Origin of the sequence: Microbacterium dauci (genome assembly GCF_030065535.1) — a bacterium.
In the GTDB taxonomy this organism is placed as follows: domain Bacteria; phylum Actinomycetota; class Actinomycetes; order Actinomycetales; family Microbacteriaceae; genus Microbacterium; species Microbacterium dauci.
Window position 1 is genome coordinate 531,047 of sequence record NZ_JASJND010000001.1, and the last position, 19,856, is coordinate 550,902.

Consider the following 19,856-nt stretch of genomic DNA (forward strand, 5'->3'; position numbering starts at 1 on the left):
CTTGATCGACTCACGATAGGCGGGGTTCGTTTCGTGCGGATTTCGTGGTGCGCGAATCGATAGCCTGGGGGCATGAGCATCGACTACGCCGAGCGTTTCCCAGCGTCGCGGAACGGCGATACCCACCGGCCATACCAGGCGGCATCCGATCGGTACGAGGGTGGCGCATTCCGTCAGGTCGGCACGAGCGGCCTGTGGCTGCCCGCGATCTCGCTGGGGCTGTGGTGGAACTTCGGCGACAACGTGCCGTTCCAGAACCAGCGTGAGGTGCTCCGCCACGCGTTCGACAACGGCATCACGCACTTCGACCTCGCGAACAACTACGGCCCGCCGTTCGGCACCGCCGAGACCAACTTCGGCCGAATGATGCGCGAGGACTTCGCGCCGTACCGCGACGAGTTGATCATCTCTTCGAAGGCCGGCTACGACATGTGGCCCGGCCCCTACGGCAACAACGGCTCGCGCAAGTACCTCATCGCGAGCGCCGAGCAGTCTCTCAAGCGCATGAGTGTCGACTACGTCGACATCTTCTACTCGCACCGCGTTGACCCGCTGACGCCGATCGAGGAGACGGTCGCCGCGCTCGACACGCTGGTGCGTCAGGGCAAGGCGCTCTACGTCGGCGTCTCGTCATACAGCGCCGAGCGCACCGCCGAGGCCGTGGCGGTCGCCACCGAGCTGGGCACGCCGCTCGTCATCCACCAGCCGTCGTACTCGATCCTGAACCGCTGGATCGAGGACGGCCTCACCGACACGCTCCGCACGGCGGGCATGGGCGCGATCGCATTCACCCCGCTCGCGCAGGGGCTGCTCACCGACAAGTACCTCGGTGACGGCACCGGCGACCGCTCGCAGAGCCGCTTCTCGCTGCCCGACGGCAAGCTCAGCGAGACGGCGCTCGACACGCTGCGGGCCCTGAACCAGATCGCCCGCGATCGCGGCCAGACGCTCGCGCAGATGGCGATCCAATGGATCCTCCGCGACGAGGTCGTCACGTCCGCGCTCATCGGCGCGTCGAGCCCGGCGCAGCTCGACCAGAACCTCGCCGCGACTGCCGGCGCGCCGTTCGACGACGACGAGCTGGCACGCATCGACGAGCTCTCGGGTGCGATCGACGTGAACCTGTGGGCGGAGTCGTCGGACGCGTGAGTCTTGTCTACGATGCCCATCGCCGGGTGCACGTGCGTGCCCCGGGCAAGCTGAACCTCTTCTTCGAGGTCGGCGACGCCGGCGACGACGGGTATCACGAGGTCGCTTCGCTCTACCAGGCGGTCTCGCTGTACGAGGACGTGTGGGCGACGCACGGCGACGACTTCACGATCGGGGTGAGTGGTGACGTCGACGTGTCGACGGTGCCCCTCGACGGCCGGAACCTCGCCGTGCGTGCCGCGCAGCTCGTCACTCGGGCGGCCGACTGGGACGGCGGCATCCACCTGGACATCCACAAGGGTGTGCCGGTGGCCGGCGGTATGGGCGGTGGGTCGGCGGATGCCGCGGCGGCACTGGTCGCCGTGAACGAGCTCATCGGCGCGGGGCTCTCGAGCGCGGAGCTGCAGGAGCTGGGTGCGCAACTCGGCGCGGACGTACCGTTCGCGTTGCTCGGCGGCACCGCGGTCGGCACCGGTCGCGGCGACGAGCTCGCCCCGGCGCTCGCGCGCGGCCGGTTCGACTGGGTGCTCGTGCGCAGCGACGGCGGGCTGTCGACGCCGGACGTGTACCGGGAGCTCGACCGGTTGCGCGCCGAGGCCGACATCACACCCGATCGGGCGGCGCCCGCCGTCGATCCGGCGGTGCTGCGTGCGCTTCGGTCTGGGGATGCCGCCGACCTCGGCGCCGCGATCCGCAACGACCTGGAGCTCGCAGCGACGACCCTCATGCCCTCCCTGTCGGGCGTGCTCGCTGCAGGGATCCGCGAGGGCGCGCTCGGCGCGCTCGTGTCGGGGTCGGGACCGACCGTCGCGCTGCTTGCGCAGGACGATGAGGCAGGCCGCTCCCTCGCCGCACGCCTCGGCGACGCGGGCCTCCACGCGGTGCACGTGCACGGGCCGGTGCCGGGCGCGCGACTGGTCTGACGTTCGCTCCGCGTCGGTGACCACACCGGGGGAGTCGGCGGCGACCACGACGGCTGCAGCTGCAACAGGCAGCGCTCACAGGTGGGGGAGAAGCCCGGCCACTCGTCGTCAACCACGGCGTCGGGCAACCAGGATGCCGCTCGTGCCGAAAACGATCGGTTTTGGGAAGTCGATGTGTCGTTCTGGCGACCGCTGCCGAAACTGTGTTCCGTATCGAAACGTGGTTACGGGACGACTAGTTTCGGGCCAGCGTTTCGGGACGTCCGGCCAGCTGTGCGAAAGATGAACGTGTCGTCTGCGGACCACACGTGTTCGTCGTCACATCGGTACCCGCGGAGCCACACATCGCCGTCGATGACTCGGAGGTACATGCCCGCGGGAAACTCATGATCCTCTCGGAGGCGAGGGGAAGCGACTGTGTGCGATCCCGTCGGCGCACGTCCGGTACTCAGAACACTGTCGGGGGCGGTTGCCTGATCCTGGGTGACGAGCCGCAAATATGCCGCCGTGGCAGGAGGGCAGAGGTCTAATCCGTGTGAGGTTGCCTGCTCAAAGATCTCCGGGAGAGTCCCGCCTTCGGGCAGGTCGAGCTCGCGGACCGATCGCGTTGCAACGAACACGGCTTCGGGTTCCGAGGTGTCCCCGCTCGTTGCCGCAGCCAAGAACATCTCGGCATAGGGGTTGAGCCGGACGCCCGCCGCGGTGAGGCGATCCTTAAGATCCTCACCAGTAAGGCCGCCGACAAGCACGCTCCGCGGAAGCGTTGCGCTATTCCGTAAGTCAACCACTCGTGGAGGATACGCGGCCCGCGGCCGCAGGCGCGACGCGGAGCCTTGTAGGTTTCCGCAATAGCTCGAAACTGATCGTTTTTGACTGAGTCGCGCGGAGTGCGTCACAACGTCCACCGGAAACGTGGATCAAAACCGTCTTGCGGTGGACGTTTTCGGCGTGTCTTTTGGCTGCTCGCGAGGGTAAATGTCTACTGAGCGTCTACGGAGTCGATTGCATCTGTCATTGCGGCGAGAAAGCCGGTGACGTGCCGGTGTTGGCTTGGGGTGAGTTTCATCGCGGCGGCGTACATGCGGAGGTGCATGCCGTTCAGTGTGTCCCGGACCTCGGCATCGGCCGACTCGGTGGCACGGATCGATGCGCTGCGGTCGATCGCGAAGCCGGCGACGCGTTCGACGCGTCCGTCTCGCTGTAGCTTGTCCGCGAGCGCGTTCGTGTCGGCGGTCGTGATGCCGAGGTAGTGGGCGAGCTCGGCGGGTCGTGCGGTTCGATCCGCACGGCGGAGGAGGAAGCGCAGAGCGAGCATCTCGTCCTCGGTCATCGACATCGCTTCTCGCGTGCGTCGGCGCATCGCGACCTCCGCGGCCCGGTAGGTGCGCAACGCTTGCAGGGTCTGGCGGGCAAGGGCTTTCTGCTCGGAGATCTCGTCCTGCCAGTAGGCGCGCGGTAGCGCGGGGGCCGGCGCCGCACTGTCTCTTGTCGCTGCGCTGGCCGTGACGGGTTGCGTGGCCTCGGGGTCGAGGGGTCTGGCGTCGGTCATGCCAGGGATAGGAAGAGCTTCTCGAGCTCGTCCGGGGTGCTGACGCCGTCGGCATCGGGATCGGTCATGCAGTCGCGAAGCGCCGTCGAGATGACGAGGAAGCCCGCCCGGTCGAGGGCTTTGGAGACGGCGGCGAGCTGCTGCACGACGTCACGGCAGTGCGCGTCGCTCTCCACGGCAGTGATGACCGCTGCGAGCTGGCCCTGAGCGCGCTTGAGACGGTTGACCACCTTCCGCTTGGCCTCGGCGTCGTGGGCGAACGGCTCAGTGGTGATCTCGGTCGCGCTCATTCTCGTTCCTTCCGTGGAGTTGACAATCACGATACCCCCGGGGGTATGCTGAGTCCACCCCCGCCCAATACCCCCAGGGGTATTACAGATTGAGGATCACATGTGCAGACCAACGAAGTGCCGGACCTGCGGGAAGACGACGTGGGCTGGATGCGGACAGCATGTCGCAGCCGTCCGCAAGAGCGTGCCCGCATCGGAGTGGTGCAACGGCAACCACACCCGCGGCGAGGTTCAGGCCGCGCAGTCGCAGCGTGGTGGGTTCTTCTCCCGCCTGTTCGGGAAGTGACGGGCATGGCAACGATCGATCTGACCGGCGAGACCTTCGGCGGCGCGGTTGGGGGCGAAGGCATCGTCCTCGTCGACTTCTGGGCGGCCTGGTGCGGGCCCTGCCGGGCGTTCGCCCCCGTGTTCGAAGCCGCGTCGGAACGCCACCCCGACGTCGTCTTTGCGAAGGTCGACACCGAAGCGGAAGTCGGGCTCGCCACGGCGAACCGCATCACCTCCATTCCCACGCTCATGGTCATCCGTGACGGCGTCTTGGTTTACAAGCAGCCCGGCGCTCTCCCCGAACCTCAGCTCGAGCTCCTGATCAGCAAGGCCCGCGAGCTCGACATGGATGACGTGCGCCGGCAGATCGCCGAATCTCCCACCGCCGCCTGAAAGACCCCCCTATGTGTGCACAGATCACCTGCTCAACCTGCGGTAAGCCCACCTGGGCCGGCTGCGGACAGCACATCGAACAAGCCCTCGCGGGCATCCCCAACGACGAGCGCTGCAGCTGCGCTCACTGACAGCGACCGAAAGCAGACCCATGCTCCTCGAACGTCTCTATGACGACGACCTCGCCCACGCCAGCTACGTCATCGGCTGCCAGCGCACCGGTGAAGCGATCGTCGTCGACCCGCGCCGTGACGTGCAGGTCTACTTAGACCTCGCCGCGAAGAACGGCATGACCATCACCGCGGTCACCGAAACCCATATCCACGCGGACTACCTCTCCGGCACCCGCGAGCTCGCGGCCCGCACCGGAGCGACGATGTACGTCTCCGGCGAAGGTGGCCCTGACTGGCAGTACGGCTCCGGGTTCCAAGACGCCACCCGGATGATGCACGGCCACCGCATCGCCATCGGGAACATCACCGTTGAGGCGGTCCACACTCCCGGGCACACACCCGAGCACCTGTCCTTCCTCATCACCGACGGCGCCGCCTCCTCCGAGCCGGGCTACGTCCTCACGGGAGACTTCGTGTTCGTCGGTGACGTCGGACGTCCCGACCTGCTCGATGAGGCCGCCGGCGGTGTCGACACCCGGTTCGACGGTGCGAGCGACCTGTTCGCCAGCCTGCGCGACCAGTTCCTCACCCTGCCCGACTATGTGCAGGTTCTCCCGGCTCACGGCTCAGGATCTGCGTGCGGCAAAGCCCTCGGCGCCGTCCCCAGCTCGACCGTCGGCTACGAACGCCGCTTCGCGTGGTGGGCGCCCTATCTCGAGGCCGGCGACGAGCAGGGCTTCATCGACACGCTGCTGAACGATCAACCTGACGCGCACGCGTACTTCGCGCGCATGAAGCGGCAGAACCGTGTCGGCCCGGCCCTGCGCGGCCACCTCGCCCCGCTCACCGAATACTCCGCGCCCAAGCTTCGCGCCGACATCGAGGCCGACCGGGTGATCGTGGTCGACACGCGCCACCACTCCCTTGTCCACGAGGGCACCGTGCCGGGCGCGCTGAACGTCCCCGGGGTCGCGAAGGCAGCCAGCTACGGCGCGTGGGTCTACAACCCCGAGTCCGAAACCCGCCCGCTCGTGTTGCTCATCGACTCAGCGAACACCGCCGCCCAGTTCCGGGACCACCTGCTGCGCGTCGGCATCGACCAGGTCGACGGGTTCACCACCACCCTCGAAGGCCTCCCCACGGTGCAGCCCAAGACGATCGCCCCGACCGACCTTTACCAGGTCGACGCGGCGCTTCTCCTCGACGTCCGCAACCGCACCGAATACAACGCCGGACACATCCCCAACGCCGTGCAGCTCTCCGGAGGCCGAGCACTCTGGCACGCCGACGAACTGCCTGCCGGGAAGATTCTGACCTACTGCCAGAGCGGCGTCCGCAACAGCGTCGTCGCCAGCGCCCTCCGCCGCGCCGGGCACGACGTCATTGAAATCGAAGGCAGCTACAACGCCTGGGTCGCAGCCACCGCACCTCAGACCGCCCCGGCCTGATGAAGCCGGGGAGCTCGAGTGAACACATCCATCGCCATGACCCTCGCGGTCCTGGTCGGTGTCGCACTCGGGCTGCTCGGCGGCGGGGGCTCCATCCTCACAGTCCCAATCTTCACCCTCGTCCTCGGCATCGGAACGAGAGAAGCAAGGACGCACATGCGCCGCCTCGCCCTCACCACCCTCACCGTCATCGCCGCGATCACCCTCACGTCCTGCGCCGGCACATCCGCACCGCAGAACGACGTCGACCCCAGTGCGGTCATCATCGACGTGCGCACCCCCGCCGAGCACGCCAGTGGACACCTCGACGGCGCTCTCCTGCTGGATGTCACCGCAGGCGAGCTGCAAGCTGCGCTGCCCGACCTCGACCCGGAAGCCGCCTACCTCATCTACTGTCGGTCGGGTAACCGCGCAGGTGCCGCAATCGATGTGATGAAGCAAGCCGGCTTCACCGACCTCCGCAACCTCGGCTCTCTCGAAGACGCTGCCAATGCGACGGGACTCCCCATCGTCCAGCCCTAAAACGTACGCGCTCGTCCCCCCGCGAGCGCGTACCCCCGCGCGCCTCGCGCGCCCCCCGCGTCGCTTGAGCTCGTCTCGCGATGCATAGTCCGGGCGGGTCGCCCCCACGGCCCGCCCGGACTGCTCAATTTATGGCCCCGCCGGCCTGCCGTAAACGATCGTTTTCGGCGGCCGCCGGTCGTGTAGGAACTGTCGAGAGATGTCCACGCATCCGCGCGACGACGAGGCTCGCTTTCGGGAAATGTCCGCTGGGCACCGTGGACCGGCATGGCAGCCCTACACGCCGCGTTCTTCACGGTGGCTGTGCGCCGCTTCGAGCGCGGTTTGCGCGAGGCCTGACCGGGTGCGGTCGTAGCCTGGAAGCATGACCGAGCTCCACCGCCCGAACCTCGCCCACGACTTCCACTCCGCACCCATCGACGCAGACCTCCGCGCGTCGATCGAGGGTCAGGCACTCGGCATCCATCGCGTCGCTGACGACGACCGCACCGGCACCGATCGCTGGCTCGACGCGGTGTCGCGCGGGTTCCTCGACCCCGAGCGGGGCGAGAAGGATTACGAGGCGTTCTTCGAGCGTGCGGTCTACCGCCGCAAGCTCGGTGTGACCGACGCGACCGGACCGGATGCCGCGGTTCCGGTGGCCACATTCGGGTCGTGGGGCGCCGACCTCACGGTTCCCGGCGGCACGACGGTCCCGGCGTGCGCGATCAGCTCGGTGACGGTCGCGCCGACGCACCGCCGTCGCGGGCTGCTCCGCAGCATCATGGCGGGAGAGCTCCGCACGGCTGCGGGGCTCGGTTTCCCGCTCGCCGTCCTGACGGTCAGCGAGTCGTCGATCTACGGCCGCTTCGGCTTTGCCCCGGCCGCGCACGCCGCGCACTGGAAGATCGACACGCGCCGTGCCAGGTGGATCGGTCCCGAGCCCGAGGGGCGCATCGACTTCGTGACCCGCGAGCAGGGTCGCGAGCTCGCCCCTGCGCTGCACGACCGCATCCGGGTGACGTCGCCCGGCGAGATCGACATGCCGGGCGGCCACTGGGATCGCTTCTTCGGCACTCGTCCCGATGCCGAGAAGGCCGGCGAGCGTCGGGTCGCCCAGTACACATCGGCGACCGGTGAGGTCGAGGGCCTCGTGATCTACGCGGTCGGCCACAACCACGACGACTTCACCCTGTCGACGGTCGACGTCCATCTCCTCCTGGCCGCGACGGATGCCGCGTACGCGGCGCTGTGGCGCTTCGTGCTGTCGATGGATCTCATCGGCACCGTCACCGCGGGCCAGCTGTCGCTCGACGAGCCGCTGTGGTGGATGATCGCCGACCAGCGCGCGGCGACGATCACCTCGCGCGACCACCAGTACGTGCGCATCCTCGATGTGCCGACGGCGCTGTCGGCGCGGTCGTACGACGTGACCGACACGGTGGCGTTCGAGGTGAGCGACCCGTTCGGCATCGCGGAGGGCGTGTTCGTGCTGTCCGCCGGCGACGAGCCGGGCGTCGACGTGGTCGACGAGGCCCCGGTCGGCGTGCCGCTGGTGCGCCTCGGTGTGGCCGAGCTCTCGGCGCTGCTGCTCGGTGGGGTCTCGGCCGTCACGCTCGCGAAGGCCGGTCGCCTCGAGGCCGACGACCCGGCCCGCATTGCCCGCGTGTTCGGCTCGACCATCACCCCGCGCCTGAGCTTCTGGTACTGACCTCGCGGCGGTCCGCCGCCGGGGCTGTGCGAGGATCCAGGTATGGGGGATGAGACGGCGGAGCTCGAACGACTGCGCGCCCGCGCCTACGGCCGGGATGCCGACATCGCGGTCGACCCGGCAGCGCTCGCGCGGCTGCGGTACCTCGAGGGAGCCCAGGCGGGTGCTGTCGTGACAGCGCCGCCGAAGCCGCCGTCACCCGTCGAGGCGCCGCCGGTCGGTGGCGTCATCGACGAGGTCCCAGGTGCGTCAGAGCGGGCCGCTGCGGCCGTGGAGTCGACGGACGATCCTGCTCCGAGCGCATCGGCTGCGGGCGAGTTCCGGGCGGAGGTCTTCGAGCGCGCGGCGTCCACCCCGCTCTGGCGTCGCCGCGGTGTGCTCGTGGCTGCTGCAGCGGTCGCCGGCATGCTCGTCGGTGCGCTCGGCATGCAGGTTTTCGCCCCGGCGCCGGCAGTCTCGGTCGAGACGGGGGCCGTCCTCGCCGACACCGTGCGGGCCGATCCGAGTCTGGAGTGGCCGGCGATCTTCGGTCCGTCCGATGACGAGCATCGTGTTTGGTCGTATCGCGGATTGACGATCATGACGTCCACGGCGCTCCGATACATCGGGTCGGCGAACTCCGAGAGCGATTGCCTCATGGCGCTCGAATCGGCTGCGCTTGAGCCGTACCTCGGACCCGACGCTGACGACGGATCGAGTGGCTACAGCATCGACGGGATGCAACTTACCGGGTGCGCCGCTGGCGCCTTCCCCGCGACGCTCCAGTTCATCGTCGACCAGAACGCGCCGAGCGCACTCCGGGCGCGGTTCGCGGACGGGACCGCCGTGCAGATCGTTCTGCAGGGTGACGATCTCCGCGTCTTCGAGCACACGGGTTGACGCGCGGATCTACGCCTCGTGTGCGCGCACCGTCCGCAGCCATGACGCGGCGACCCTGTGGAACTCGGTCGGCTGCTCGATCCACGGGTAATGGCCGCAGTCCGAAATCAGGGCGAACTCCGCGTCGAGCTTCTCGGCGTAGTCGCGGACCGGCTGCACACCGGTCAGGAGGTCTCGGTCGCCGCCGATGACGAGCGTCCGGGGCCGCGGACTCGCGGTGATGCGGTCGACGACGTCGTCGGGGATGTTCTCGAACCACGCGGTCGCGGCCTCCAGCGACACGCCACCCACGTTCGCATGCGCGCGTTCGGTCTCGCCCCATTGCGCGTAGGTCGCGGGGGCCTGCCGGCGGAACTGATCGTGAAACCCCGCTTCGGTGGCGGGTGGCTCCTCCGAGAGTGCAGCGAACGCGTCGCGCACGGCGGCATCCGGGACATTCGCGAGCATCGCGGCGGCGTCGGACGGCGTCTCCACGAACCACGCCACGGACGGTGTGATGAGCAGCATCGATCGCACGCGATCGGGGAATCGCGCCGCCGTCGCGAGCGCGAGTCGCGTCCCGGCGGAATGGGCGACGAGGTCGACCTCGTCGATGTCGAGCGCGTCGGCGAGTGCGATGACATCCGCGGCATCGTTCCACCATCCGCGCGACCGGCCACCGCTTCGGGGCGTGCCGCGTGGGTGGAGGACGGCGAGCGGGAACTCGCGTCCCACCTCGGCGAACGATTCGAGGTAGGCGGGGTCTCGGCACGGACCACCCGGGAGGACGATCGCCGGGCGACCCGGCGCGTCGCCGAGCGCGGTGACGGCGAACGGGAGCGCGAGGGTGTCGTATCCCATGGGGCCAGCCTGTCACGGGCGTCGCCCATCCGGCCGGAGCGCCGCCTCGAACCGCCTAGCCTGGAAGGTGATGGCACATCTTCTCGGGGCTGAGGCCCTGCACCTGGAATACCCGACCAAGGTCGTCTTCGACGGCGTCTCGCTCGGCGTCGACGAGGGCGACCGCATCGGCATCGTCGGCCGCAACGGCGACGGCAAGTCGAGCCTCATGGCGATGCTCGCCGGCCGACGCGAGCCCGACTCCGGCCGCGTCACCGTCCGCGGCGGCGTGACGGTCGGCGTCCTCGAACAGAGCGACGTCCTGCCCGACGACCTCACCGTCGGTGGTGCCGTCGTCGGTGACACCCCCGAGCACGAATGGGCCGGCGACGCGAAGGTGCGCGACGTCATCGCCGGTCTCGTCGGCGATCTCGACTGGGATGCCGCCGTCGGCACGCTGTCCGGTGGCCAGCGCCGCCGCGTCGCGCTCGCACGGCTGCTCGCTGGGGACTGGGATGTCCTCGCGCTCGACGAGCCCACCAACCACCTCGACGTCGAGGCCATCTCGTGGCTCGCCCAGCACCTGAAGCGGCGCTGGTCGGCGGCATCCGGTGCACTCATGGTCGTCACGCACGACCGCTGGTTCCTCGACGAGGTGTGCACGAAGACCTGGGAGGTGCACGACCGCATCGTCGAGCCCTTCGAAGGCGGCTACGCCGCGTACATCCTGCAGCGCGTCGAACGTGACCGGCAGGCGGCGGCAATCGAAGCGCGGCGGCAGAACCTCGCCCGCAAGGAGCTCGCGTGGCTCCGCCGCGGTGCGCCCGCCCGCACCAGCAAGCCGAAGTTCCGCATCGATGCCGCGAACGAGCTGATCGCCGACGTCCCCGAGATCCGCGACCGCGTCTCGCTGCAGTCGCTTGCCGTCGCCCGCCTCGGCAAAGACGTCGTCGACCTGCTCGACGCCGGCGTCACGTACGACGACCGGGCGGTGCTCCACGACGTCACGTGGCGCATCGCGCCCGGTGAGCGCACCGGCATCCTCGGTGTGAACGGCGCCGGAAAGTCGACGCTCCTCGGCCTCGTGGCCGGCACCGTCGAGCCGACGAGCGGCCGGGTGAAGCGCGGCAAGACCGTCAAGGTCGCGACGCTCACGCAGCGCATGGACGAACTCGACCCGCACATGGACGAGCCCGTCCGCGTCGTCATCTCGCGGCTGCGCACCACGTACTCGTTCGGCGCCGGCTCGAAGGAGCAGGAGCTCACGCCCGGGCAGCTGCTCGAGCGGATGGGCTTCTCGTCAGCGCAGCTGTCGACGCCCGTGAAGGACCTCTCCGGCGGACAGCAGCGCCGCTTGCAGTTGCTGCTGATCCTCCTCGACCAGCCGAACGTACTGATCCTCGACGAGCCGACGAACGACCTCGACACCGACATGCTCGCGGCAATCGAAGACCTGCTCGACTCCTGGGCCGGCACCCTCATCGTCGTGTCGCACGACCGCTACTTCATGGAGCGCGTCACCGATCAGCAGTACGCCGTCCACGGCGGCTCGCTCCGCCACCTGCCCGGCGGCATCGAGGAATACCTCCGCCTCCCGAAGGCGCCGGCAGCCCCGCGAGCGAAGCGAGACGAAACGCCCTCCCAGCAGGCCGCACCCGCGACCCCCGCCCTCATCGGCGCCGACCGTCGTGCCGCCGAGAAGGAGCTCACCGCCCTCGAGCGTCGCATCGAGAAGCTGACCGCGCAGATCGACGCGTCGAAGACGGCACTCGCCGACCACGACCAGTCCGATTACGTCGGGCTGGGGGAGAAGATGCAGGCGATCGGCGCGCTCGAGGCCGAGGTCGCGGCAGCCGAGGAGCGCTGGTTCGAGCTCGGCGAGCTCCTCGCCTGACCGCGAGTCAGCGCGGCGCCTCCTGCAACACCCGCGCGCTGCGGAACTCGCGCGGGGCGCCGGTCAGCGGATCGGTGAACCTGATTTCGCGGGCGAGCAGCTGGAGCGGGCGGGTGAAGTCGTCGGGGGACTCGTCCTCGAGCACCGGGTAGAACCGGTCGTTCAGGATGCCGAGCCCGAGGCCGGCGAGGTGCGCGCGAAGCTGGTGCATCCGACCCGTGCGCGGTCGCAGCAGCGTGTGCATGACCGGGAGACCGGCATCCGTCCCGCCACTCACGCCCGTGCGAAGAAGCTCGATCGCCGTCTCGGCGTTCGGCTCGCCTTCGACCTCTTCCGCGACGCGCAGCCGGCCCTTCTCGCTGCTCAGACGGCTCCGCACGACGCGGGGGAGCTCGGGCAGGCCGTCGGCGGGCATCGCCGAGACCGCTTCGTACACCTTCTCGACCGTTCGGTCGGCGAACATCGTCTGGTACGCGCCACGGGTCTCCGCGCGAGCCGAGAACATGACGAGGCCGGCGGTGACGCGGTCGAGTCGGTGGATCGGCGTGAGGTCGGGATTGTCGAGGGCGACGCGCAGTCGCACGAGGGCGGAGTTCTGCACGTACCCACCACCGGGCGTCGTCGGCAGGAAATGCGGCTTGTCGACGACGACGAGATCGGCGTCCTGGTGGACGATCGCCACGTCGAACGGGATGTCCTTCTCGACGGGCAGCTCGCGGTAGTACCAGACGAACTCCGTCGCCCCCAGCGGGGTGTGGCGAGCGATCGGTGCCCCGGTGATGTCGACGACCTCGCCTCGGTCGAAGCGCCGCAGCAGCCGCTCGGGATCGACGTGCCCGAACCGCTCGGCGACGTAGGCGGAAATCGTGGGCCACTCGCCGGTCCGCGGTACCTTCAACCGGGTCGCGCCGACACCGTCACGCACCGGCAGCGGCGACCGCAGGGGAGTCCGGCCCATCGCTCAGGCGTCGAACCCGAGGCTGAGCTTGCGCAGCAGGCCGGCGAGCCGGTCGCGGTCGGCGCGCGAGAGTATCGACAAGAGATGCGCTTCGGCGTCGACGAGTCGGGTGATCGCGGCATCCACGCGGATCCGGCCGTCCTCGGTGAGCGACACGAGCACACCGCGCCCGTCGCCGGGGTCGGCCGCTCGCGACACGAGTCGGCGCCCCACGAGGCGGTCGATGCGGTTGGTCATTGTGCCGCTCGAGACGAGCGTCTGCTGCAGCAGCTGCTTGGGGCTCAGCGTGTACGGCTCACCGGCGCGACGCAGCGCCGAGAGCACGTCCCACTCCCACGGCTCGAGCTCGCTGCGGCTGAACGCCTCACGCCGGGCGCGGTCGAGGTGCCGCGAGAGCCGGTCGACCCGCGAGAGCACCTCGAGGGGCGAGAAGTCGAGGTCGGGTCGCTGCGCGATCCATGCGCCGACGATGCGGTCGACCTCGTCGTGTTCTGACGCCATCCCTCCATCATCCCAGAGCGGATGCCGGCCCGATCGAAGCTGTTGCGAACCGTGGTGCGATTGGTACTGTTACCGGTAACAGGTTCGGGGCGTCACCGTACGACCCCCGTCGGATCGAAGAGGATCGGAACGCGATGCGCGCATCGAGAACGCAGCGGCTGACGGCCGTGTCCACGGCCACCGCACTGACGCTGGGGATGCTCGGCACCTTGGCATCGACGCCCGCCCTCGCGGCGGATGGGCCGGTCGAAGCGGGGATCGTGGTGCCGAAGGTCGAGGGGCTGCCCGCCGACTTCATCAACGGTGTCGATGTCTCGTCGGCGCTCGCGCTGGAGGACTCCGGCGTGGTGTTCCGCGACGACGAGGGCAGGGCTGCAGACCTCTTCGAGGTCCTCGCCGACCACGGCGTCACCGACGTCCGGGTCCGGGTCTGGAACGACCCGTTCGACGCCGACGGGAACGGGTACGGCGGTGGTGATGTCGACGTCGACCGCGCGGTCGAGATCGGAGAACGCGCCACTGCTGCCGGCCTGAGGGTGCTCGTCGACTTCCATTACTCGGACTTCTGGGCCGACCCGGCAAAGCAGGACGCGCCGAAGGCGTGGGAGGAACTCAGTGTCGACGAGAAGGCCGTCGAGACCCTCGAGTACACGACCGTGGCTCTCGAGCAGTTCCAGGCCGCCGGCGTCGATGTCCGGATGGTCCAGGTGGGTAACGAGACGAACAACGCGGTCGCTGGTGTCACCGGCTGGCAGGGGATGGCGAAGATCTTCTCCGCAGGATCGGCCGCCGTCCGCGACGTGTACCCCGATGCGCTCGTCGCCGTGCACTTCACGAACCCCGAGAGCGCCGGACGCTACGCCGGGTACGCCGCCGAGCTCGACAGCCACGGGGTCGACTACGACGTGTTCGCATCGTCGTACTACCCGTTCTGGCACGGCACCACGGCGAACTTGACGTCCGTCCTCCGTCAGGTCGCCGACACGTACGACAAGCAGGTCATGGTCGCCGAGACGTCGTGGGTGCACACCCTTGACGACGCCGATGGTCACGGCAACGTCATCGATCTCCCCTCCGAGGCCACCCAGTATCCGGTCTCGGTGCAAGGGCAGGCGACGGCCGTCCGCGATGTGATCGAGGCGGTCGTCGACGTCGGAGACGCCGGCATCGGCGTCTACTACTGGGAACCCGCCTGGCTGCCGGTCGGCCCGCCCGACCAGCTCGAGCAGAACAAGATCCTCTGGGAGCGTGACGGTTCCGGGTGGGCGTCGAGCTTCGCCGCGGAGTACGACCCGGAGGATGCCGGCACGTATTACGGCGGATCCGCGTGGGACAACCAGGCGCTCTTCGCGGCGGACGGGACACCGCTCGAGTCGCTGAACGTGTTCTCGTATGCGCGCACCGGCGCGGTCGCGCCGCTCGCCGTCGTCGACGTGGCGGACCCCACGGTGACGCTGACCGACGGCGACGCGATCGTGCTCCCCGAGACCGTCACCGTCACCTACAACGACGGCTCGACCGCCGAGGAAGCGGTCACCTGGTCGGACGACACCGAGTGGATCGGCGGACCCGGTACCTACCGGGTGGCCGGCACGACGGCATCCGGTGAGACCTCCACTGCGACGGTCGTCATCCGACCCGTGAACGCTCTGCGCAACCCCGGGTTCGAGGACGCCGACGTATCGATGTGGAACCGCACCGGCACCGGGCTCACGCTGCGGGCGACCGACGACCCGCACTCCGGGTCACGCTCGGCGCACTTCTACTCCGGGTCGGCCTACACCTTCCAGCTCACGCAGACCGTCACCGGCCTCGCGGCGGGCCGGTACACCGCCTCGGGTGCGCTGCAGGGTGACGGCGAGGGCGCGGACGGCGCCGTCCGGCTCAGCCTCACGTCCGCCGACCAGGTGGCCTCGGCGCCGTTCGCCCTCGAAGGATGGCGCAACTGGTCGTCCCCGACGACCGACGCGATCACCGTCGGCGAGGGCGCGTCCGCGACGCTCACCGTCACCGCGACGCTCCCCGCGGGTGCCTGGGGCACGCTCGACGATCTCGTCCTGACCCGGGCGGCGGATGCCGTCGACACGGGCGACCTCGAAGCGCTCGTGGCGCGGGCAGAGGGCATCGACCGGACCGTCGTCACCGCGGCATCCCTCGCGCCGCTCGACGACGCGGTCCGAATCGCCGGACTTGTCCTCGCCTCGGCGGCGCCGACGTCGGACCGGGTGGATGCCGCGGAGGCGAAGGTGCAGGCGGCGCTCGACGGCCTGGTGCTCAGCGACCCGGAGCCGGCGCCTGTCGTCCTGCCGGTCGCGGTCACGGTCGAGGAGGGGTCGACGGTGGCACTGCCGTCGCGGGCGTCGGTGCGCACCTGGAACGGCGCAGTGCTCGAGCGCGAGGCGACCTGGTCCGACGCGGTGTCATGGATCTCAGGGCCCGGCACCTACCGCGTGAGCGGCCGCGTCGGCGGCATCGCGACTACGGCGACCGTCACCGTGACGGCGGCCACGTGGGTGCGAAACGGCGGCTTCGAGTCCGCCGACGTCTCGATGTGGGAGGTCTTCGGCACCGGCGCCACGATCCAGGCGACGACCGATGCCGCGTCCGGTTCCCGCGCGGTCGCGTTCTGGTCCGGGTCGGCCTACCGGTTCGCCGTCTCGCAGCGCCTCGCCGGTGTGACCCCGGGGACGTACGCCGTCTCGGCCGTTGCGCAAGGCGACGGTGAAGGGACCGGCTCGGTCCGAGTGACGGCGCAGACGTCGGCGGGGACGCAGAGCGCGCCCATCGCACTCGACGGATGGCAGCAGTTCCGCACCGGCACGACGCCTGTCGTGACCGTCGGTACCGACGGCATCCTGACCGTCGGGGTGTCCGCCGATCTGCCCGCCGAAGCATGGGGGACCGTCGACTCGATCCGTGTCGTCCGCGCCGGGGAGAAGACCGACACGGCCGCGCTGCGGGCGGAGGTCACTGCGCTCGCCGCCGTCGACGGGGCGGCGTACACGACGTGGTCGTTCGCCCGCGTGACCGCGGCGCTCGAGAAGGCGCGCATCGTGCTCGCGGCCGACTGGCCGACGGCCGCCCACGTCGCGAAGGCGCGAGACCTGCTCGCCGACGCGAAGGCCGCCTTGGTCCGCACCGACGCCGATACCGCGGGCGCGGTGCCCGGCAAGGGCGCACTGTCGAACGACAACGGCTGGGACACCGGCCTGAAAGACGGCGCCTACACGGTCACGATGAACCTGTGGTGGGGCGAGAACGCTTCGTCGGTCCGGCTCTACGAGAACGGTCGCCTCCTGAAGGTCGTGCCCGTCGAGTACCGCGGGCAGCGCGCGCAGGTGGTGAGCGTGCCGGTGTCGGGACGCGTAGACGGCACGTACCGCTACACGGCGGTCCTCGCCAACACGAAGGGCGAGACGACCACGGCCGCGATGGAGGTCGTGGTGGATGCCGCGAAACCCGGCGCGCCCGTCCTCAGTCACGACAATCACGACGGCGACGGCACCTACACCGTGACCGCGAACATGTGGTGGGGGACCAACGCGACGTCGTACCGGGTCCTGCAGAACGGGGCTGTCGTCGCTGAGGGGTCTCTCACCGCTCGTACGCCCGGCGCCCAGCGGGTGACGTACCGGGCATCGGGAATGGCTCGCGGCGGCCACACGTACGTCGTCGAGTTCATCAACGACGCCGGCGTCACGGCAGGGAAACCGCTCACGGTGAGCGTGCTGCGCTGACCCCGCGAGGCCCGACGCGCCCGGCAGGTCTGCCCGCTCATGGCAGACTTGTCGGGCGCGGTTCCCACCCGGGATCGGCGCGGTCCGCCGTGGTGTAATGGCAGCACGACAGCCTTTGGAGCTGTGAGGTCTAGGTTCGAGTCCTGGCGGCGGAGCATGAGCGAGAACACCCTCGACGCCGGCCTCGCCGTCGTCATCCTGGCAGCTGGTCAGGGCACACGGATGAAGTCGTCGCTGCCGAAGGTGCTCCACCGCATCGGCGGGCGCCCGCTCGTCGGCCATGTGCTCGACACGGCGCGCGACCTGCAGCCGGCGCACGTCGTCGTGGTGGTCCGCCACGAGCGCGACCTCGTCGCGGCTGCGGTCGAAGGAGTCGGCAACGAGGTCGTCGTCGTCGACCAGGACGAGATCCCCGGCACCGGCCGCGCGGTCGAGCTCGCGCTCGAATCGCTGCCGGACTTCGCCGGCGACGTCCTCGTCCTCAGCGGCGACACGCCCCTCGCCGACTTCGACACGCTCAGCGCGTTCGTCGCCGAGCATCGTGCGGCAGACGCCGCGGCGACGCTCATGACCGCCGTCGTCGACGACCCGACCGGCTACGGCCGCATCATCCGCGAGAGCGACGGCAGCGTCGCACGCATCGTCGAGCAGAAGGATGCCACCCCGCACGAGGCCGCCGTCGGCGAGATCAACGCGGGCATGTACGTCTTCGCCGCGGCATCCCTCCGCAGCTCGCTCGCGCAGGTCGGGACTGACAACGCTCAGCAGGAGAAGTACCTCACCGACGTCGTGGCGCTGCTGCGCGCAGACGGCGCCCGCGTCGCGGCATCCGTCGCCCGTGACGTCACGGTCACGTTCGGCGTGAACGACCGCGTGCAGCTGTCCGAGGTCGGCCGGCTGCTGAACGCGCGGACGGTGCGCCGCTGGCAGCTCGCGGGCGTCACTGTGCTCGACCCGGCAACGACCTGGATCGACGTCACGGCGTCCCTCGCTCCCGATGTGACCGTCCTTCCGAACACCCACATCCTGCGCACGACGACGATCGGCGAGGGCGCGACGGTCGGCCCCGACACGAGCCTCGTCGACTGCGAGGTCGGCGCCGGCGCGACGGTCACCCGCACGGATGCCACGCTCGCCGTCATCGGCGCGGACGCCACCGTCGGCCCGTTCGCGTACCTGCGCCCCGGCACTGAACTGGGCACCAAGGGCAAGATCGGAACGTTCGTCGAGACGAAGAACTCGACGATCGGCGAGGGCAGCAAGGTGCCCCATCTGTCGTACATCGGCGACACCACGATCGGCCGGAACGTGAACCTCGGCGCCGGTGCGATCACCGCGAACTACGACGACATCACCAAGCACCGCACCGAGATCGGCGACGAGGTGCACTCCGGCTCGCACAACGTCTTCGTCGCGCCCGTTAGGATCGGTGATGGCGCGAAGACAGGTGCCGGAGCCGTGATCCGCAAGGACGTCCCCGCCGGCGCACTCGCCCTGAACGTCACCCCCCAGCGCAACATCGAGGGCTGGGTCGAGAGCAACCGACCGGGAACCGGAGCCGCGGAAGCCGCCGCTCGGGCCCGGTCCGCACAGAAAGCGGACGATGGGTCGCAAGAAGCACACGGTTGACCTGGACACCGAGCGCGGGATCGCGCCCGGTTTGGTAGCGAAGACCAAGAAGCGGCTCGTCGTCGCATCGGGTCGCTCGCACGAAGCGCTCTCGGCCGAGGTCGCCACCGCGCTCGGCACCGAGCTCGTCCCCACCGAGCACCGCACGTTCGCGTCGGGTGAGATCCTCACCCGCTTCGAGGTCTCGATCCGCGGTTGCGACTTCTTCCTGGTGCAGAGCTTCGGCCCGCCGGTGAACGAGTGGGTCATGGAGACCCTGATCATGCTGGATGCCGCCAAGCGCGCATCCGCGAAGCGCATCACCGTCGTCGCGCCGTACTTCCCGTACTCGCGGCAGGACAAGAAGGGCCGCGGTCGCGAGCCGATCAGCGCCCGTCTCGTGGCCGACCTCTTCAAGACGGCCGGCGCCGACCGCGTCATGAGCGTCGACCTGCACGCGGCGCAGATCCAGGGCTTCTTCGACGGGCCCGTCGACCACCTGTTCGCCAAGCCCGTGCTGCTCGAGCACTTCGAGAACACCCTGTCGCCCGAGGACCGTGCGAAGCTCACGGTCGTCTCGCCCGACACCGGCCGCGTGCGCGTCGCCGACACGTGGTCGGACAGCCTCGGTGCGCCACTCGCGATCATCCACAAGCGCCGCGACCCGAACGTCGCGAACCAGGTCACCGTCAACGAGATCGTCGGTGACGTCGCGGGCCGTGTGTGCCTGCTCGTCGACGACATGATCGACACCGGCGGCACGATCGTGAAGGCGGCGCAGGCGCTGAAGGCGAACGGCGCCGAGCGCGTCATCGTCGCGGCGACCCACGCGATCTTCAGCGACCCGGCTTCCGAGCGGCTGCAGGATGCCTCGATCGACGAGGTCGTCGTCACCGACACGATCCCGCTGCCGCCCGAGAAGCAGTTCCCGGGGCTCACGATCCTCCCGATCGCGCCGCTGCTCGCCCGTGCCATCCGCGAGGTCTTCGAGGACGGCTCCGTCACGAGCATGTTCGACGGCGCCGCCTGACCCGTCTCCGTCGATGCGGCGTCCTCATTCGTTGCGAACGCATAGGAATCCGCTGGTCCTCACCCCGGCTGGCCTGGGTAGCGTTG

At 69.5% G+C, this 19,856-nt stretch carries 18 protein-coding genes and 1 tRNA gene; 14 read left to right on the forward strand and 5 right to left on the reverse strand.

Going from position 1 to position 19,856, the window contains the following annotated elements; genetic code table 11:
• Window positions 1–72: 72 nt before the first annotated feature.
• Both mgrA and QNI14_RS02570 read left to right on the forward strand, forming a co-directional pair.
• Complete coding sequence (gene mgrA, locus QNI14_RS02565; RefSeq protein WP_283714615.1) at window positions 73–1,149, forward strand: L-glyceraldehyde 3-phosphate reductase; 1,077 nt, start codon at window positions 73–75, stop codon at window positions 1,147–1,149.
• Window positions 1,150–1,175: 26 nt separating this feature from the next.
• Window positions 1,176–2,072 (forward strand): 4-(cytidine 5'-diphospho)-2-C-methyl-D-erythritol kinase, encoded by an 897-nt coding sequence (locus QNI14_RS02570; RefSeq protein WP_283714616.1) that lies wholly within the window; start codon window positions 1,176–1,178, stop codon window positions 2,070–2,072.
• 979 nt (window positions 2,073–3,051) lie between these two features.
• On the opposite strand, the gene QNI14_RS02575 is transcribed toward QNI14_RS02570, so the two are convergent.
• Together QNI14_RS02575 and QNI14_RS02580 are read right to left on the reverse strand one after the other, a co-directional pair.
• Window positions 3,052–3,621 (reverse strand): MarR family transcriptional regulator, encoded by a 570-nt coding sequence (locus QNI14_RS02575; RefSeq protein WP_283714617.1) that lies wholly within the window; start codon window positions 3,619–3,621, stop codon window positions 3,052–3,054.
• Entirely contained in the window at window positions 3,618–3,911 is a 294-nt protein-coding gene (locus tag QNI14_RS02580; RefSeq protein ID WP_194421521.1) for a metal-sensitive transcriptional regulator, read from the reverse strand. The genes QNI14_RS02575 and QNI14_RS02580 overlap by 4 nt, the downstream gene beginning before the upstream one ends.
• Window positions 3,912–4,011: 100 nt before the next feature.
• Between QNI14_RS02580 and QNI14_RS14145 the strand changes: the two genes are divergently transcribed.
• The 7 genes from QNI14_RS14145 (at window position 4,012) to QNI14_RS02610 (ending at window position 9,223) form a co-directional block, all read left to right on the forward strand.
• Window positions 4,012–4,197, forward strand: a complete 186-nt coding sequence (locus QNI14_RS14145) for a hypothetical protein (RefSeq protein ID WP_283714618.1) — start codon at window positions 4,012–4,014, stop codon at window positions 4,195–4,197.
• A 5-nt stretch (window positions 4,198–4,202) separates the two neighbouring features.
• On the forward strand, window positions 4,203–4,571 hold the full coding sequence (locus QNI14_RS02590) for a thioredoxin family protein (RefSeq protein ID WP_283714619.1): 369 nt from the start codon (window positions 4,203–4,205) through the stop codon (window positions 4,569–4,571).
• Window positions 4,572–4,582: 11 nt separating this feature from the next.
• Entirely contained in the window at window positions 4,583–4,702 is a 120-nt protein-coding gene (locus QNI14_RS14150) for a hypothetical protein (RefSeq protein WP_488192547.1), read from the forward strand.
• A gap of 20 nt (window positions 4,703–4,722) precedes the next feature.
• Window positions 4,723–6,132, forward strand: a complete 1,410-nt coding sequence (locus QNI14_RS02595) for an MBL fold metallo-hydrolase (RefSeq protein ID WP_283714620.1) — start codon at window positions 4,723–4,725, stop codon at window positions 6,130–6,132.
• Between the two features lie 18 nt (window positions 6,133–6,150).
• Window positions 6,151–6,654: a rhodanese-like domain-containing protein gene (locus QNI14_RS02600; protein ID WP_283714621.1), complete on the forward strand. Its 504-nt coding sequence runs from the start codon at window positions 6,151–6,153 to the stop codon at window positions 6,652–6,654.
• A 364-nt stretch (window positions 6,655–7,018) separates the two neighbouring features.
• Window positions 7,019–8,344 carry a GNAT family N-acetyltransferase gene (locus tag QNI14_RS02605; protein WP_283714622.1) on the forward strand — a complete coding sequence of 442 codons (1,326 nt, stop codon included), beginning with the start codon at window positions 7,019–7,021 and terminating at the stop codon, window positions 8,342–8,344.
• A 42-nt stretch (window positions 8,345–8,386) separates the two neighbouring features.
• On the forward strand, window positions 8,387–9,223 hold the full coding sequence (locus QNI14_RS02610) for a hypothetical protein (protein WP_283714623.1): 837 nt from the start codon (window positions 8,387–8,389) through the stop codon (window positions 9,221–9,223).
• A 9-nt stretch (window positions 9,224–9,232) separates the two neighbouring features.
• Here QNI14_RS02610 and QNI14_RS02615 read toward each other — a convergent pair whose 3' ends face one another.
• The gene (locus tag QNI14_RS02615) at window positions 9,233–10,063 is read right to left on the reverse strand and encodes an alpha/beta fold hydrolase (RefSeq protein WP_283714624.1); all 831 of its coding nucleotides are present in this window, start codon (window positions 10,061–10,063) and stop codon (window positions 9,233–9,235) included.
• Window positions 10,064–10,133: 70 nt separating this feature from the next.
• Here QNI14_RS02615 and QNI14_RS02620 point away from each other — a divergent pair, with 70 nt between their 5' ends.
• The gene (locus QNI14_RS02620) at window positions 10,134–11,936 is read left to right on the forward strand and encodes an ABC-F family ATP-binding cassette domain-containing protein (protein WP_283714625.1); all 1,803 of its coding nucleotides are present in this window, start codon (window positions 10,134–10,136) and stop codon (window positions 11,934–11,936) included.
• Between the two features lie 7 nt (window positions 11,937–11,943).
• On the opposite strand, the gene QNI14_RS02625 is transcribed toward QNI14_RS02620, so the two are convergent.
• Complete coding sequence (locus QNI14_RS02625; RefSeq protein ID WP_283714627.1) at window positions 11,944–12,894, reverse strand: pseudouridine synthase; 951 nt, start codon at window positions 12,892–12,894, stop codon at window positions 11,944–11,946.
• A gap of 3 nt (window positions 12,895–12,897) precedes the next feature.
• A complete protein-coding gene (locus QNI14_RS02630) occupies window positions 12,898–13,395 on the reverse strand; it encodes a MarR family winged helix-turn-helix transcriptional regulator (protein ID WP_283714628.1) in 498 nt (165 codons plus the stop codon).
• A 134-nt stretch (window positions 13,396–13,529) separates the two neighbouring features.
• Here QNI14_RS02630 and QNI14_RS02635 point away from each other — a divergent pair, with 134 nt between their 5' ends.
• The 4 genes from QNI14_RS02635 (at window position 13,530) to QNI14_RS02650 (ending at window position 19,770) form a co-directional block, all read left to right on the forward strand.
• Entirely contained in the window at window positions 13,530–17,132 is a 3,603-nt protein-coding gene (locus QNI14_RS02635) for a glycosyl hydrolase 53 family protein (protein ID WP_283714630.1), read from the forward strand.
• 83 nt (window positions 17,133–17,215) lie between these two features.
• Window positions 17,216–17,287: transfer RNA gene (locus QNI14_RS02640), tRNA-Gln, on the forward strand.
• 1 nt (window position 17,288) lies between these two features.
• Window positions 17,289–18,761, forward strand: a complete 1,473-nt coding sequence (gene glmU / locus QNI14_RS02645) for a bifunctional UDP-N-acetylglucosamine diphosphorylase/glucosamine-1-phosphate N-acetyltransferase GlmU (RefSeq protein WP_283714631.1) — start codon at window positions 17,289–17,291, stop codon at window positions 18,759–18,761.
• The gene (locus QNI14_RS02650; RefSeq protein ID WP_283714632.1) at window positions 18,736–19,770 is read left to right on the forward strand and encodes a ribose-phosphate diphosphokinase; all 1,035 of its coding nucleotides are present in this window, start codon (window positions 18,736–18,738) and stop codon (window positions 19,768–19,770) included. Before glmU ends, QNI14_RS02650 begins: the two co-directional genes overlap by 26 nt.
• Window positions 19,771–19,856 lie beyond the last annotated feature (86 nt).